Consider the following 14,621-nt stretch of genomic DNA (forward strand, 5'->3'; position numbering starts at 1 on the left):
GTGGCGGCTTCGCCTTACCCGGCCTACAGACTACCACCCCCGTAGGCCGGGCCACCCGGCAAAAAAATCTTACTGCGGGAACCACTGCTCGCTGATTTTCTGATACGTACCGTCAGCTTTAATCGCTTTCAGCGCGCCGTTCAGTTTTTCCAGCAGGGCCTTGTTATCCGGACGTACCGCGATGCCCAGACCCGTGCCGAAGTACTGCGGATCGGTCACTTTCTCGGTTGCGGTGCCCAGCTGCGGATTGGTTTTCAGCCATTCGTTCACCACGGCGGTATCGCCGAACACGCCGTCGATACGGCCATTTTTCAGGTCGATAATCGCGTTCTGGTAGCTGTCATAAGCCACGGTTTTCACTTCAGGATGTTTGTCCTGGAGGTATTTCTGGTGCGTGGTGCCGTTTTCCATTCCGATGCGTTTGCCTTTCAGCTGATCGAAAGAGGTATAAGCGCCTTTCTTCGCAATCACGACCGCCGAGTTGGCGTAGTACGGGTCGGTAAACGCGACCTGCTTGCTGCGCTCAGGCGTGATGTCCATCCCGGAGATCACCGCATCGTATTTTTTGAATTTCAGCGACGGGATCAGGCTGTCGAAGGCATGGTTGGTAAAGGTGCAGTCGGCCTGCATTTGTTTGCAAAGCGCTTTCGCCAGGTCAATGTCGAAACCCACGATCTGGTTGCTGGCATCCAGCGATTCAAACGGCGGATAGGTGGCGGACACGCCAAAATTGATTTTATCAGCTGCGGATGCGCCAGCGGCGAAGGTGGCGAGCAATGCGGCCAGAACTAACTTTTTCATTGTAATACTCCCGTCTGTCTTATTTATGCGCCGTGTCTGCGGCATGGATGTACAATGCCATTTAATGAATTTATATGCAATAAAAATGATTAAGTATTATTTTTATGGCAAAAAAAAGCGGATAACCAGAAAGTTACCCGCATTGATTAATCACATTTATGCACTTCTTGCCGGGTGGCGCTGCGCTTACCCGGCCTACGATCTGCGCTCAAACGCCAGCGCTTTACGCTCGATCAGGCGCATCATCAGCGTCAACAGGCCGTTAACCACCAGATAGACCACGCCTGCCGCACCGAACACCATCACGTCGTAGGTGCGCCCGTATAGCAGCTGTCCGTGACCCATTACCTCCATCAGCGTGATGGTGTAGGCCAGAGAGGTACTCTTGAACACCAGCACCACTTCGTTGGAGTAGGAGGAGAGCGCGCGCTTAAAGGCGTATGGCAGCAGGATCGCCAGCGTGTCCTTCTTGCTCATGCCCAGCGCTCCGCAGGACTGCCATTGTCCTTCCGGAATGGCGCGGATCGCGCCGTAGAACAGCTGGGTGGTATAGGCCGCACTGTTGAGCGAAAGGGCAATCAGGGCACACAGCCACGGTTCAGAGAGTAGATGCCAGATAACCGGATATTCCTGCAGCGACGGGAACTGGCCCGGGCCGTAGTAAATCAGGAAGATCTGCACCAGCAGCGGCGTACCGGTAAACAGGGTGATGTAGCCGCGCACAATCCACACCAGCACCGGCGTTTTCAGCGTCAGGATGATGGTGAAGATGAGGGCCAGGATCAGCGCCACGATAATGGACGCCACGGTCAGCGTCAGGCTGGTGTGCAGCCCTTTCATCAGCTCGGGGAAATATTCAAGCATCAGCCTGGTCTCCGTTCAAAGCGCGTCGCACGCAGGTCAATACGCTTGAGGATGTACTGACTGAGCAACGTGATCACCAGGTAGATAGCCGCCGCCACAATGTACCAGGTAAAAGGCTCCTGGGTGCGGGTGGCGATGCTTTTGGTTTGCAGCATCAAATCGTTAACGCTGATCAGGCTCACCAGCGCGGTATCTTTCAGCAGCACCAGCCACTGGTTGCCGAGGCCCGGCAGGGCATGGCGCCACATCTGCGGCATGACCAGACGGAAGAAGATGGCTGACTTCGACAGACCTAACGCCTGACCCGACTCCCATTGACCCTGCGGCACGGCTTTCAGCGCACCGCGCAGGGTTTGCGACGCGTACGCGGAGTAGAGCAGGGAGAGGGCAATCACGCCGCACAGGAACGGGCTGACGTCGAAGTTTTCAATCTGCATCTGCACCGGGATCTGCGCAAAGCCAAGATTGATCGTAAAACCGTCCGACAGCGTCAGCAGCAGCTGTGAGGAGCCGAAATAGATAAACAGGACCACCAGAATTTCCGGAAGCCCACGCAGCACGGTGACCAGCGCGGAGCCTGTCCAGGCGACGGGGAACCATTTCGCGGATTCCCACACCGCAAAGAACATCGCCAGCACGAGGCCGATAATCAGTGCGCAAACGGCAAGGCCGACGGTCATCCCGGCGGCGCTTGCTAAAGGAAAAATTTCATTCATCAGGAATTACTTCTGGAACCATTTTTTGTAGATGGTTTCGTAGGTGCCGTCTTTCTTCACTTTTTCCAGCGCAGCGTTGAATTTCTGCTGCAGCTCAGTGTTGCCCTGACGAACGGCAATCCCCAGACCGGTACCGAAGTAATCCTTATCGGTCACTTTGTCGCCCACTGGCGCCAGTTTATCGTTGGCTTTCAGCCACTCGGTCACAACCGCGGTATCACCAAATACGCCGTCGATACGGCCATTTTGCAGATCCAGCTTCGCGTTCTGGTAGCTGTCATACGGAACGGTGGTGATTTCCGGATGTTTATCCATGATGAATTTCTGGTGCGTGGTGCCGTTCTGCACGCCAACTTTTTTGCCTTTCAGCTGATCGACAGAGGTGAATTTACCTTTCTGACCAATGAACAGGGCGGAGTTGTCGTAGTAAGGGGTGGTGAACAGCACCTGCTTTTCACGCTCCGGGGTGATGTCCATACCGGCCATCACGGCGTCGATACGGCGGAACTTCAGGCTTGGGATCAGGCTGTCGAACGCCTGGTTGCTGAAGGTACAGGTCGCGTCGATCTCTTTACACAGGGCGTTAGCCAGGTCCACGTCGAAGCCAACAATTTTGTTGTTCGCATCAATGGACTCAAACGGAGGGTAAGAGGCTTCCGTGGCGAAACGAAGGGTCTGAGCTGCGGTAGCGGAAAGGGTAACGCCAGCAAGCAGCACGGCAAGTAATACTTTTTTCATTATATTTCCCCTGACACAATCAATGAGATAAATAGTTTTTGAAGGCATCGGTTTGCGGGTTCGCGAAGCAGCTCGCATCACCTTGCTCAACGATATACCCGTTTTCCATGTAGACCACACGGCTGGCGGTTTTACGCGCCACTTCCACTTCGTGGGTGACGATAACCTGAGTAATATTGGTTTCCGCCAGCTCGCGAATGATGCTGACGATCTGGGCGGTGATTTCCGGGTCCAGCGCCGCGGTCGGTTCATCAAACAGCAGTACCGCAGGCTCCATCATCAGCGCGCGGGCAATGGCTACGCGCTGCTGCTGACCACCGGAAAGGTGCAGCGGAAAGCGGTCGCTGTAAGGCTTAAGACGCAGACGATCCAGCAGCTTTTCGGCACGGGCGATCGCCTGATCCTTGCTTAACCCCAGTACGCGGCACGGCGCTTCAATCAGGTTTTGCAGGACGGTCAGATGCGGCCAGAGATTGTATTGCTGGAAGACCATGCCGACGTTTTGACGCAGTTCGCGAATCGCTTTATCAGACGGCGTTTTCGCGAAGTCAAAATGGTTACCGGCAATCGCCAGCGTACCTGAACGGGGCATTTCAAGCAGATTAAGTACGCGCAGAAGGGAGCTTTTGCCTGCACCGCTTGGGCCAAGCAAAACCAGCGTTTCGCCTTCCGGGCAGTTCAGCGTGATGTCAAACAGCGCCTGGTGTGCGCCGTAGAAGCAGTTAATGCCGTTTAGTTTAATACTCATCGGGGCAGTCTTTACTCATCCAGGCAATCTATAGCAATTGAGGCCGCAGATAGTACCGTTGACAGAATAGTTATGCAATATTTATGCGTTAAAAGTTAAATATAACCCGTGTTTCCTCTTAAACATAGCACAAAATAGCGAACGGTAAGGTCGGCGAGAATAAATGTCGGCATTCCGCATGAAATGCCGCACATTTTACGGGGGTTACCGGGTTGTATCGGCGGGTTTAGCGATTCTCAATCGACTGGCGCAGCGTGCCTGCCGGGGCATGAACGCTGCCGCCAACGTAGCGCACGTCGTCTACCGCCCAGCACTGTCCTTCACGGATCATCAGCACTTCATCCTGCCAGGTTTGGGTTCCCTGCGTCAGCTTCACGCGCAGCGGAATATTACGGGCATCCGTGTTCGGGATGGTTGACGCGCTGGCCACTTCGGCGCTGTCCGGCAGCGTGGTGCGGCTGGAGAACGGATCGGATTTCAGCAATGTGTTGTGCTGCGGATCGCGGGTGGCGTCGTTAAGCAGTTTTGCCAGACCGTCGCTCAGATACGGGCGCAGGCCGGTGAGATCGTTGCTGCGGTGCTGAATGCGATAATCATAGAACTGCTGCGCCACGGCGTCCGGGCCACCCTCAATGCAGGGGCCGCTGCGGGTACCGATATCCTTAAAGGCTGGCGTGACCGTGGTGGTACAGGCGCTGAGCACCAGCGCGCAGGGCACCAAAAGTGTTAAAGCAGAATAGCGCATGTTGATTTCCTTATTTATTAACTATCCTTTCAATCATAGCGTAACGAACCGATAATGCTGTGCCTAAGGCATTGAACGCTAAAGAAGGAGAGAAACCATGCAGTTTTCAACAACGCCAACCCTGGAAGGGCAGACAATAACCGAGTATTGCGGTGTGGTTACCGGCGAAGCGATTCTCGGCGCCAATATCTTCCGCGACTTTTTTGCCGGTATCCGCGATATCGTTGGCGGCCGCTCGGGCGCATACGAAAAAGAGCTGCGCAAAGCGCGTGAAATCGCCTTTAAAGAGCTTGGCGAGCAGGCGGAAGCCCTCGGCGCTGATGCGGTTGTGGGGATTGATATCGACTACGAAACGGTCGGGAAAGATGCCAGCATGCTGATGGTGAGCGTAAGCGGTACGGCGGTGAAAACCCTTCGATGACGCGTTCGTTTGCCACGCTCCTGCTGGCGCTGCTGCTGGCAGGATGCGTCACGGAAAAAGGGATTATCGACAAAGGCGCCTACGAGCTGGACACGCGTCATCAGGCGCAGGCGGCTTACCCGCGTATAAAGGTGCTGGTGATCCACTACACCGCCGATGACTTTGACAGCTCGCTGGCCACGCTGACGGATAAGAACGTCAGTTCTCACTATTTGATCCCGGCTAAACCCCCGGCACCGGACGGTAAGCCGCGCATCTGGCAGCTGGTGCCCGAGAGCGAACTGGCCTGGCATGCGGGCATCAGCTTCTGGCGCGGCACCAACCGCATCAACGATACGTCTGTCGGCATTGAGCTGGAGAACCGCGGCTGGCAAAAAACGTCGGGCGTTAAGCATTTTACGCCGTTTGAGCCTGCGCAAATTGCGGCACTGGTGCCGCTCGCCAAAGACATTATTGCCCGCTACAACATCAGACCTGAAAATGTGGTGGCCCATTCGGACATCGCCCCGCAGCGCAAAGACGATCCCGGCCCGCTGTTCCCGTGGCGTGATCTGGCGCAGCAGGGGATTGGTGCATGGCCCGACCCGGCGCGGGTGGCGTTTTACCTGAACGGCAAGCCGCGCGACGAGCTCGTGGAGCCGAAGGTGTTGCTCGATCTGCTGGCGCGCTACGGCTATGAGGTGACCGATAACATGACGAACGCGCAGCAGAAGCGCGTTATCGTCGCGTTTCAGATGCATTTTCGCCCGGCGCGCTGGGACGGCGTGGCCGATCGCGAAACGCTGGCTATCGCGGAGGCGCTGCTGGAGCGCTACGGGCAGGGGTAATCCTTCGGGTTACCCGACTTCACCTTTATAGGGTCTTCTTTTGGACTGATTTTTTAATCACATTCACGTCGTAAATGTTTTATAGTTTCCTCAGTCGAAATTACTCGCAAACGTGGTTGACAATATATCAGCACGACAAATAAGAAATACGGATGTTCTAAAGTCTTAGCTTTACTTTACATTTGTTAAATGGACTACGCATTTAAGCGCTGTGATTGCACACGTTCACCTTTTTCAATTTAATATTAATAGGTATAACAATGTTAAGTATCTACAGTAAAAATAGCCGTCCACAAGCAGAACTTGACGCCCTTATCGCGGCAACTGAAGGTTTTGAAGAAAGAACCTTACGCAAATGGCAGCGTATCAGTACCGATAACAACGAAGATATTCATTTTATCGTGAGCGGTGAAGTTGAATTCCGCCGCGAGTCGGATGAACTGTGTATGTTCACCTTACAGAATAAATGTATTTTTGGTCTCTCCTCTATTTATTACAACTCAACGCATATGTACGGCCTGGTTCGTGCCAATACCGTGGTGCGCACCATTAAAAAAGATGATTTTGTCCGTCTGATAAGCGAAAAAAATCTTTGGGAAGCCTTGAGTAAAGTCCTCTCCTGGTACGTTTGCCTGCTCAGCAAGCGTGACGAAGTGCTGGTGGCCCGCAGCGCGTACGCGATTGTTCGCGAGTTCTTGCTGGAAATTAACGAACTGATTGTGCACCATCAGCGCGATATCAATATTTATGACTATATTCAGGAATATACCAGCCTGGCCCGCAGTACCATTATTAAAATCCTCGCCGACCTGAAGAAAGGTAATTATATTCAGGTTGAGAAAGGCCGCCTTATGTATTTATCAGCATTGCCGGAGAAATATTAATCGCTATTTATCTCCTTTTTAACTGAAAGGAGGGCTATGTTTCATTAAATTATTTGCCTGCGTTCCTGCCGTGGATTCATCTACAGGAGGCGCGGGCATTTTCCCTTGCGAATAATCTTTTTCCTGCTCTTTTAACGCCTTCATCAATAATGCCTTGATCGCCCCGTCATCTACTGTCTGACCGGTATTATCCCGTTCGGGGACAGCAGAATGGTTCACTTCTGTCCCTGGCAATGTATCCCGGGAAATATCATGTGGCATTTCACCGTCGGGCGCCTGCTGCCAGTCGGCATCGCCGCTATTAATGGGCATTTCCTGCAGCGGCGGCATCTCTTTTGTTACCGGTTCTGGCTTTGGTTCAGGCTGCGGGAACGGTTTACTGACATAGACATAATGCATATCCGATAGCGTCGTTTCTGGCTTAACGGCGCTCGCTTTTATTGGCTCAGGTGCCGGATGGCGCAGATCCCAGTAGAGATGAGCGTAGAGTCCCGCAGCGATCGTCATCACTATTCCCACCACCCAGAGCAGGGTGGCACAGACCGCTTTTTTCAGCGAGGGGCGCCGGTAAGAAAACCAGACCGGTGCGTTCAGGGTATAGCTGCGCTGGGCAGCCAGAGTAATCGTCGACATTATGAATGTTTCTCCTGCGCGGTGGGGGTCGCAGATATATTTGCGGACTGAATAAGTACGCTTGGCGTAGTCCGGGTTTCACGCATTAACTGCATCAATGTATCTTCACCCGCAATCCCGTCCACATGCAGATGCATTTTCTGCTGAAACTCGCGGGTACGTTGCATCAGTTCGGCCGTCCACGCCTTTGTATGGGTTTCGGGTAGATTCAGCGCCTGGCTAAGCTGCTGATCCATCCAGCCCAGATCTTTGGCGCTGCTTTCGGCGCTCACGGCATCTTTCCCCTGCGGCGTAAGGCGGTGCAATTGGGTGTAATTGCCGGTTGCATGCTGGTTAAACCAGCTGCGGCTCACCTGCCAGGTGCGATTATTCATCAGCAGATCCAGCGAGTTATCATCTACTCTGGCCACCACGGCATAGTTCAGGTGATCGCCTGTTTTGATCTCGCCGATCCACGGGTAACCCTCTTTTGCCAGCTCTTCGACCGGAGCGCTGCCCTCCTTACACATCAGGTTGACCTGCCCGGCGTTCTGGCAGAGCGCCTCTTCCATCGTGGCGTCATAACCCCACATGGTATAGAGCTGATGCATCGCATCGGGCTTATTCACCACTTCATTATCGATAACCGGCACCGCTGGGGCGTCGGTTTTTGGCGCCTGCGGTTTCCAGCTGGCCATCACGGGCAACTGTACCGGCAGTCTGGCGGTAATGGTGGGCATCAATGTCCAGCCGCAGGCGGCAAACAGTACGGAGGCAAAAAGGCCCATAACGGCAAGGCGTTTGCCCTTTGGTTTCGCCGGCAGAACTTCTCCTGCGGCGAGGCGCAGATGGCGCGGCGATACCTGCGCTGAACGCTCGGTCCAGGCGGCTAGCATCGCAAGGTGCGCCAGCTCGTTGAGTTTGCCTGTCTGTCCTTTGGTCAGAACATGCATCCTGCGCATGCGGGCCCGGGTGAACGGCGTCGCGTCGCTGCCATGCGCTTCACACTGGGCCTGAACATAGCTCAGGGACTCGCGGCAGGTGAGGGGCCGGAGCGTGTGGTGCGTATGAAGAGATTCACGCAACCCGGACTGCTGGAGGGCGGCTTCCTGGTCGGCCGATCCCATCAGCACAACCGACAGAGGCACATCCAGCTCCTGCGCGCGGGTTAACAACATGGACAGTGCGTCGTGGCAATTCGCTTTCATCGACTGAATATGCGAAATGACCAGCACTTTACGCGTGGTTTTGCGGGACAACATCTCGTCCTGCCACTGACGCAGCACGGCATCAATAGCCTGGATCCGGGTTTTGCTCTCTTTAGTGGTGGTGTTGAGTTTATAGAGCAGGCCGCTGGCGCTGAGTTTTGGGAAGGCGTTAATGGCAAGCAGCGTGCCGTCATGCTTTTTCAGCGCTTCGCAAAACTGCGAGGTGAGATAGCTGTCGTCGCTTAAGAGCGCAGTGACGCCTGTTGTCTGGCACTTCTCTTTCAGCAAACCGAACACATCCTGATGATACGGAACAAAAAAATCACCTGACATCCGGGTGATAGCCCGGAAAGGCTGGGTAGTGAAATTAAAATGGCGCATATACATAGCGTATTACCGTCTCTTTGATTCATAGCAAGGAGCCGGAAAAGTAAAGGATATAGGCGGAAGGAGCAATTTGAATACAGGATAAAAATATTCTGTCTGGACCTCTATCATAGGTTTATTTAACGATCAATCTTTTTCTAAATTATTGTTAGCGGCAGTGTGAATGGGCGGGGGCGAGGAAACACATTAGTATTTACGCCACTTACTCATACAGCCCTGTGCTGTGAATTACTGACTGGCAGAAAGGCTCGTTAAAAAATGCGGATGTCATTTGTTACTCAATTGATTATGCCCTGCGTCATGTTTGTGCTGCTTATTTTCTGCGGCCAGCAAGGGTATATGGTTTATAAAGATTATAAAAAAGTGACGAACAGGTTGTCTGATTCAAAAAAGACTATGCAAAAAAAAAGTCACGATGAAACCCAGTTTGTACTTTTTACGCCGGCGGTGATGCCAGCGAAACAGCCAGCGGCGGTGAAAAAGCCGCTCAGTGCGGAAATCGAAGGTATTCTCAGCAGCGATGAAGCCTGGCTGTCCTTTGCGGTGATAAAAACTCCCGCAGGACAAAAGAGCTATCGCGAGGGCGAAATGCTCGCCGGTTTTGACAATGCCTATATTGCCGAAATTCATCCTGATAATGTGGTGGTGAATTATGAAGGCGCGCCGCAGGTTATTTCACTTAAAAAACCAGACTATTTCAAAGGCGGCGTTGACAGCGCCCCGGTAACCAAATCGAAGAAAGATGCAGGGTTAGATAATCTGCATCTGGATGATTATCTGGTGTTAAAACCATTAATCGAAAAAGGCCAGCTGGAAGGCTACAACATTAATCCACGCAATGCGTCGCCTTTCTACAGCCATGCTGGCCTGGAAAAAGGTGATGTGGTGGTAAAAGTTGACGATGTGGATATGACTAAAGAGGCGCAGGCAAAAGAGCTCGTTGCCCGCTGGTCAAAAATGAAAGAAGCGGATGTCGTTATCCGGCGTCACGCTCACCTTGAAAATATTCGGGTCAATGTTCTTAACAATTAATAAGTGTACAGACATGAAGAAATTTCCATGGGCGTGCGTAGCGCTGACCGCATTGTCGTTATATTCAGGTTCGCTGTTCGCGGCGAACTTTAGCGCCAGTTTTAAAAATACCGATGTCCGCGAATTTATCGATACCGTCGGGCGTAACCTCAATAAAACCATTCTGGTCGATCCTTCCGTTCAGGGAACGGTGTCGGTTCGCACCTACAACGTACTGACGGAAGATGAATATTACCAGTTCTTCCTGAGCGTGCTGGATCTCTATGGTCTGTCGGTGATTCCGATGGATAACGGGATGGTGAAAGTTGTGCGCTCGTCGGTGGCCCGCATGTCGGGCGCACCGATTGCCGACAGCAAAAACCCTGGCAAAGGCGACGAGGTCATCACCCGCGTGGTGCGGATGGAGAACGTCCCGGTACGTGAGCTGGCCCCCCTGTTGCGTCAGCTGAACGACGCTTCCGGCATCGGCAACGTGGTCCATTTTGAACCGTCAAACGTGCTGCTGTTAACCGGCAAAGCCTCGGTGGTTAACCGCCTGGTGGATCTGGTGCAGCGTGTGGATCAAAGCGGCGTCCAGCGCCGTGAAATCGTGCCGCTGCGTTTTGCCTCGGCCAAAGAGCTGTCTGACATGTTGAACAACCTCAACAACGAAGAGCAGAAAGGGCAAAACGCCCCGCAGCTGGCGACCAAAGTAGTTGCCGACGATGAAACCAACAGCCTGGTGATCAGCGGCAGCCCGGAGGCGCGTCAGCGCACCCGGACGCTGATCTCCCAGCTCGATCGCGAGCAGAACAACGAGGGCAACACCCGCGTCTTCTACCTGAAATACGCCAACGCCAGCAAAGTGGTGCCGGTGCTGACGGGGATCGGCGAGCAATTAAAGGATAAAGTGGGCGGTGGCAAGAGCAAAGCCGCACCGATGGCAGGCGATCTGAATATTTCCGCCGACGAGTCGACCAATTCGCTGGTGATCACCGCTCAGCCAAACGTTATGAATTCGCTGGAAAAAGTGATCGACAAGCTGGATATCCGCCGTCCGCAGGTGCTGGTGGAGGCGATCATCGCCGAAGTTCAGGACGGTAACGGTCTGGATCTGGGCGTGCAGTGGACCAGTAAGCACGGTGGGGTTCAGTTTGGTTCGACCGGCCTGCCGATCAGCCAAATCAAGAAGTCAAAAGTCATTGGCAGCTATACGGGCCTGGCGACCGGTTTCTTTAACGGCGACTTTGGCGCGCTGATGACGGCGCTGTCCACTAACGGCAAAAACGACATTCTGTCGACGCCGAGCGTGGTGACGCTGGATAACAAAGAGGCGTCGTTCAACGTCGGTCAGGACGTTCCGGTCCTCTCCGGTTCGCAGACCACCAGCGGCGATAACGTCTTTAACTCGGTGGAACGTAAAACCGTCGGTACGAAGCTGAAAATCGTACCGCAGATCAACGATGGCGACATGATCCATCTGAAGATCGAGCAGGAAGTTTCCAGCGTGGATAACACCTCGACGGCCGATGCCAGCCTGGGCCCAACGTTCAACACCCGCACCATCAACAACGAAGTGATGGTCCACAGCGGGCAGACGGTGGTGCTGGGTGGTTTGATGGAAAACGTCACCAAACAGTCGGTCTCGAAAGTGCCGCTGCTGGGCGATATTCCGGTGGTGGGCCAGCTGTTCCGCTATACCTCCCAGGACAGCGCCAAACGTAACCTGATGGTGTTTATCCACACCACCGTACTGCGCGACGACGACAACTACGGCGCGGTGTCGAAAGAGAAATATGAGCAGATCCAGGTGCGTCAGCAGCAGCGTATGGAAGAGCACAAGCTGGGCATCGTAGAGAATGCGGATTCACCGATGCTGCCAGTCTATCCGTCCCAGAGCCACGCCGCGCCGGTGAGCGCCAGTGCGCCGGTGTCGTCCCGCAATCCGTTTAAAGAATAAGGCGCAAGCGACATGACCGAGATGAGTAATGCGCTCTGTACCAGCACCTGGGCGAAAGAGAACGGGGTCCTGTTCTATAACGACGAGGTTTATATCCGCGAGGATGCGCAGGCGTATGCCCTGCTGGAGATGCGCCGCGTGCTGGGGCGCTCCTATGCCCCGACGATCCTGACGGCGGAAGCGTTTGACGAACTGCTGACCAACATCTGGCAGCAGAACAGCGGCGTCTCGCAGCAGCTGGTGGACGACATGGACGCCGATATTGACCTGATGGCGTTAACCGAGGAGATCCCTGACAACGAAGATCTGCTCGATAACGACGAGAACTCGCCGGTGATCCGCCTGATCAACGCCATTATGGGCGAAGCGGTGAAAGAAGGGGCCTCCGATATTCATATCGAGACCTTCGAGCGCACCCTGAGCATTCGTTTTCGCGTTGACGGCGTGCTGCGTCCGGTGCTGCAGCCGGCGCGCAAGCTCGCGCCGCTGCTGGTGTCGCGTATCAAAGTGATGTCCAAACTGGACATCGCCGAAAAACGTCTTCCCCAGGACGGTCGTATCTCGCTGCGCATTGGTCGTAAGGCGATTGACGTGCGCGTCTCCACTATCCCGTCTCAGTACGGCGAACGCGTGGTGATGCGTCTGCTGGACAAAAGCAACCTTAAGCCGGATATCAACAAGCTCGGTCTGATTGACGAAGAGCTGGTGAAGTTAAAGGGACTGATTGAACGTCCGCACGGCATCATCCTGGTGACCGGCCCGACCGGTTCGGGGAAAAGCACCACCCTGTACGCGCTGCTGTCGGCGCTTAACGGCCATGAACGCAACATTCTGACCGTGGAAGACCCGATCGAGTATGAACTGGAAGGGGTAGGGCAGACCCAGGTCAACCCGCGCGTGGACATGACCTTTGCGCGCGGACTGCGCGCCATTCTGCGCCAGGACCCGGACGTGGTGATGATCGGGGAAATTCGCGACGGGGAAACCGCGCAAATCGCAGTACAGGCCTCGCTCACCGGTCACCTGGTGATGTCCACGCTGCACACCAACAGCGCCGCGGGCGCCATTACCCGTCTGCGTGATATGGGGCTGGAGTCATTTTTAATCGGTTCGTCGCTGCTTGGCGTCATTGCCCAGCGTCTGGTGCGTCGGCTGTGTCCGCACTGTCGCACGACCAGTCCGCTGGATGACAATGAGAAAGCGCTGTTCACCTTTATGGAAACGCCGCCGAAAGCGATTTATCGCGCCGTGGGCTGTGAACAGTGTCGCCAGAGCGGCTACCAGGGACGCGCAGGCATCCATGAATTTCTGGTGGTCGACAGCGCCATGCGCCGTGCGATCCATGAAGATAAAGATGAGATGTCCATCGAAACGCAGCTTTTCAAAGATGCCTACAGCCTGCGTGAAAACGGTCTGCTGAAGGTGATCGCCGGCGTGACTTCGCTGGAAGAGGTGATGCGTGTCACCGCCGAGCGCGGGGGGGATGCGTAATGGCCTGGTATGCGTGGTCCGCGACGGACGCCACGGGGAAAACCCAGCGCGGCACCCTTCAGGCCGAAGGGCCAAAGCAGGTGCGCCAGATGCTGCGCGAACAGAAGCTGATGCCAGTGAACATTGCGCCGACCAGCGATCCGGCGGCGGGAAAAAACGCCCGTAAAGGGGCAAAACTGTCGATTCCGGTGCTGTCGATGTTTACCCGACAGCTCGCGACGCTGGTCAACGCCGCGCTGCCGCTGGAGAGTGCGCTGAAGGCGATTGCGAAGCAGACGGAAGATAAAACCCTGGCGGCGATGGTGACCGAGATCCGCGACAAGATTGTGGAAGGTCACACGCTGTTCGACGCCTTCAGCCAGTTTCCGCGCAGCTTCGACAAGCTCTACTGCACTCTGGTAATGGCCGGTGAAAAGACCGGTCATCTCGGTGGCGTGCTGGAAAAGCTCGCCGAGTACAACGAGCAGCGCCAGAAGATGAAAAGCAAGCTCACCCAGGCGATGGTCTACCCCGTTACCCTGACGGTGGTGGCGATCGCGGTGATCTCCATTCTGCTGGTCGCCGTGGTGCCGCAGGTCATCGACCAGTTCACCCACATGAAACAAGAGCTGCCGGTGACCACCCGCACGCTGATTGCGGTGAGCGACTTTTTACAGGCCTGGGGCATCGTTATCGCCAGCGGCCTGTTCGGGGCGTCGGCGAGCTTTAAATTTTGGATAAAAGTAGAAAAGAACCGGTTTGTTTATCATCGGTGGCTGTTGCTAAAGTCACCGCTGAAAAAACTGGTCTGCGCCATCAACAGCGCGCGCTACATCCGTACGCTGAGTATTCTGCAGGCCAGCAGCGTTCCGCTGCTGGAAGGGATGTACATCGCGATGGACGGGATTGAAAACCTCTATGCCCGGCAGGTGCTTGAGCAGGCGGCGGACACCGTGCGCCAGGGGGCATCCCTCTACAACGCGCTGGAACAGGCGAGAATTTTTCCACCCACCATGCTCTACATGGTGGCCTCCGGGGAGGAGAGCGGCGAGCTGGGCTCGCTGATGGATCGTGCGGCGGAAAACCAGGAATCTGCATTGCAGCATCGAATTACGTTAACGCTGTCGGTATTTGAACCGGCACTGGTAGTAACTATGGCGACCGTTGTTTTATTTATCGTTCTTTCAATATTACAACCGCTTCTTCAACTTAATAATATGGTGGGTTAA

General features: G+C 54.6%; 15 protein-coding genes. 7 read left to right on the plus strand and 8 right to left on the minus strand.

Going from position 1 to position 14,621, the window contains the following annotated elements; genetic code table 11:
* Positions 1–69: 69 nt before the first annotated feature.
* The 6 genes from artJ to ACERY3_RS03180 all read right to left on the minus strand — a co-directional run bounded on the left by artJ (position 70) and on the right by ACERY3_RS03180 (position 4,612).
* Positions 70–801 carry an arginine ABC transporter substrate-binding protein ArtJ gene (gene artJ / locus ACERY3_RS03155; protein WP_021240923.1) on the minus strand — a complete coding sequence of 244 codons (732 nt, stop codon included), beginning with the start codon at positions 799–801 and terminating at the stop codon, positions 70–72.
* A 195-nt stretch (positions 802–996) separates the two neighbouring features.
* Positions 997–1,665: an arginine ABC transporter permease ArtM gene (gene artM / locus ACERY3_RS03160; protein WP_033145048.1), complete on the minus strand. Its 669-nt coding sequence runs from the start codon at positions 1,663–1,665 to the stop codon at positions 997–999.
* Positions 1,665–2,381, minus strand: coding sequence for an arginine ABC transporter permease ArtQ (gene artQ / locus ACERY3_RS03165; protein ID WP_023310941.1), 717 nt, complete (start codon positions 2,379–2,381; stop codon positions 1,665–1,667). Before artQ ends, artM begins: the two co-directional genes overlap by 1 nt.
* 6 nt (positions 2,382–2,387) lie before the next feature.
* Positions 2,388–3,119: an arginine ABC transporter substrate-binding protein ArtI gene (gene artI, locus ACERY3_RS03170; protein WP_058842135.1), complete on the minus strand. Its 732-nt coding sequence runs from the start codon at positions 3,117–3,119 to the stop codon at positions 2,388–2,390.
* A gap of 19 nt (positions 3,120–3,138) precedes the next feature.
* Positions 3,139–3,867, minus strand: coding sequence for an arginine ABC transporter ATP-binding protein ArtP (gene artP, locus ACERY3_RS03175; RefSeq protein WP_047061479.1), 729 nt, complete (start codon positions 3,865–3,867; stop codon positions 3,139–3,141).
* A 226-nt stretch (positions 3,868–4,093) separates the two neighbouring features.
* Positions 4,094–4,612, minus strand: coding sequence for a lipoprotein (locus ACERY3_RS03180; RefSeq protein ID WP_045403666.1), 519 nt, complete (start codon positions 4,610–4,612; stop codon positions 4,094–4,096).
* A gap of 97 nt (positions 4,613–4,709) precedes the next feature.
* Here ACERY3_RS03180 and ACERY3_RS03185 point away from each other — a divergent pair, with 97 nt between their 5' ends.
* The 3 genes from ACERY3_RS03185 to ACERY3_RS03195 all read left to right on the plus strand — a co-directional run bounded on the left by ACERY3_RS03185 (position 4,710) and on the right by ACERY3_RS03195 (position 6,744).
* Positions 4,710–5,033: a heavy metal-binding domain-containing protein gene (locus ACERY3_RS03185; protein ID WP_023310944.1), complete on the plus strand. Its 324-nt coding sequence runs from the start codon at positions 4,710–4,712 to the stop codon at positions 5,031–5,033.
* Entirely contained in the window at positions 5,030–5,860 is an 831-nt protein-coding gene (locus ACERY3_RS03190) for an N-acetylmuramoyl-L-alanine amidase (RefSeq protein WP_373225027.1), read from the plus strand. The genes ACERY3_RS03185 and ACERY3_RS03190 overlap by 4 nt, the downstream gene beginning before the upstream one ends.
* Positions 5,861–6,120: 260 nt before the next feature.
* A complete protein-coding gene (locus ACERY3_RS03195; RefSeq protein ID WP_373225028.1) occupies positions 6,121–6,744 on the plus strand; it encodes a helix-turn-helix domain-containing protein in 624 nt (207 codons plus the stop codon).
* Positions 6,745–6,762: 18 nt separating this feature from the next.
* On the opposite strand, the gene ACERY3_RS03200 is transcribed toward ACERY3_RS03195, so the two are convergent.
* Positions 6,763–7,377 carry a hypothetical protein gene (locus ACERY3_RS03200; protein WP_373225029.1) on the minus strand — a complete coding sequence of 205 codons (615 nt, stop codon included), beginning with the start codon at positions 7,375–7,377 and terminating at the stop codon, positions 6,763–6,765.
* A complete protein-coding gene (locus tag ACERY3_RS03205; RefSeq protein ID WP_373225030.1) occupies positions 7,377–8,951 on the minus strand; it encodes a peptidoglycan-binding protein in 1,575 nt (524 codons plus the stop codon). Before ACERY3_RS03205 ends, ACERY3_RS03200 begins: the two co-directional genes overlap by 1 nt.
* 300 nt (positions 8,952–9,251) lie before the next feature.
* Here ACERY3_RS03205 and gspC point away from each other — a divergent pair, with 300 nt between their 5' ends.
* Genes gspC through gspF form a run of 4 tightly spaced genes read left to right on the plus strand, consistent with a single transcriptional unit; the run spans position 9,252 to position 14,621 of the window.
* On the plus strand, positions 9,252–9,983 hold the full coding sequence (gspC, locus tag ACERY3_RS03210; RefSeq protein WP_101744458.1) for a type II secretion system protein GspC: 732 nt from the start codon (positions 9,252–9,254) through the stop codon (positions 9,981–9,983).
* Between the two features lie 13 nt (positions 9,984–9,996).
* The gene (gene gspD / locus ACERY3_RS03215) at positions 9,997–11,922 is read left to right on the plus strand and encodes a type II secretion system secretin GspD (RefSeq protein ID WP_319875592.1); all 1,926 of its coding nucleotides are present in this window, start codon (positions 9,997–9,999) and stop codon (positions 11,920–11,922) included.
* A gap of 12 nt (positions 11,923–11,934) precedes the next feature.
* A complete protein-coding gene (gspE, locus tag ACERY3_RS03220; RefSeq protein ID WP_373225031.1) occupies positions 11,935–13,413 on the plus strand; it encodes a type II secretion system ATPase GspE in 1,479 nt (492 codons plus the stop codon).
* Positions 13,413–14,621: a type II secretion system inner membrane protein GspF gene (gene gspF / locus ACERY3_RS03225; RefSeq protein ID WP_373225032.1), complete on the plus strand. Its 1,209-nt coding sequence runs from the start codon at positions 13,413–13,415 to the stop codon at positions 14,619–14,621. Before gspE ends, gspF begins: the two co-directional genes overlap by 1 nt.

It is taken from the genome of Enterobacter cloacae complex sp. ESBL7 (assembly GCF_041679625.1).
In the GTDB taxonomy this organism is placed as follows: domain Bacteria; phylum Pseudomonadota; class Gammaproteobacteria; order Enterobacterales; family Enterobacteriaceae; genus Enterobacter; species Enterobacter asburiae_B.

Coding starts and splice junctions, on each gene's coding strand:
- artJ (WP_021240923.1), bottom strand. CDS start 801: ATGAAAAAGTTAGTTCTGGCCGCATTGCTCGCCACCTTCGCCGCTGGC.
- artM (WP_033145048.1), bottom strand. CDS start 1,665: ATGCTTGAATATTTCCCCGAGCTGATGAAAGGGCTGCACACCAGCCTG.
- artQ (WP_023310941.1), bottom strand. CDS start 2,381: ATGAATGAAATTTTTCCTTTAGCAAGCGCCGCCGGGATGACCGTCGGC.
- artI (WP_058842135.1), bottom strand. CDS start 3,119: ATGAAAAAAGTATTACTTGCCGTGCTGCTTGCTGGCGTTACCCTTTCC.
- artP (WP_047061479.1), bottom strand. CDS start 3,867: ATGAGTATTAAACTAAACGGCATTAACTGCTTCTACGGCGCACACCAG.
- ACERY3_RS03180 (WP_045403666.1), bottom strand. CDS start 4,612: ATGCGCTATTCTGCTTTAACACTTTTGGTGCCCTGCGCGCTGGTGCTC.
- ACERY3_RS03185 (WP_023310944.1), top strand. CDS start 4,710: ATGCAGTTTTCAACAACGCCAACCCTGGAAGGGCAGACAATAACCGAG.
- ACERY3_RS03190 (WP_373225027.1), top strand. CDS start 5,030: ATGACGCGTTCGTTTGCCACGCTCCTGCTGGCGCTGCTGCTGGCAGGA.
- ACERY3_RS03195 (WP_373225028.1), top strand. CDS start 6,121: ATGTTAAGTATCTACAGTAAAAATAGCCGTCCACAAGCAGAACTTGAC.
- ACERY3_RS03200 (WP_373225029.1), bottom strand. CDS start 7,377: ATGTCGACGATTACTCTGGCTGCCCAGCGCAGCTATACCCTGAACGCA.
- ACERY3_RS03205 (WP_373225030.1), bottom strand. CDS start 8,951: ATGTATATGCGCCATTTTAATTTCACTACCCAGCCTTTCCGGGCTATC.
- gspC (WP_101744458.1), top strand. CDS start 9,252: ATGTTTGTGCTGCTTATTTTCTGCGGCCAGCAAGGGTATATGGTTTAT.
- gspD (WP_319875592.1), top strand. CDS start 9,997: ATGAAGAAATTTCCATGGGCGTGCGTAGCGCTGACCGCATTGTCGTTA.
- gspE (WP_373225031.1), top strand. CDS start 11,935: ATGACCGAGATGAGTAATGCGCTCTGTACCAGCACCTGGGCGAAAGAG.
- gspF (WP_373225032.1), top strand. CDS start 13,413: ATGGCCTGGTATGCGTGGTCCGCGACGGACGCCACGGGGAAAACCCAG.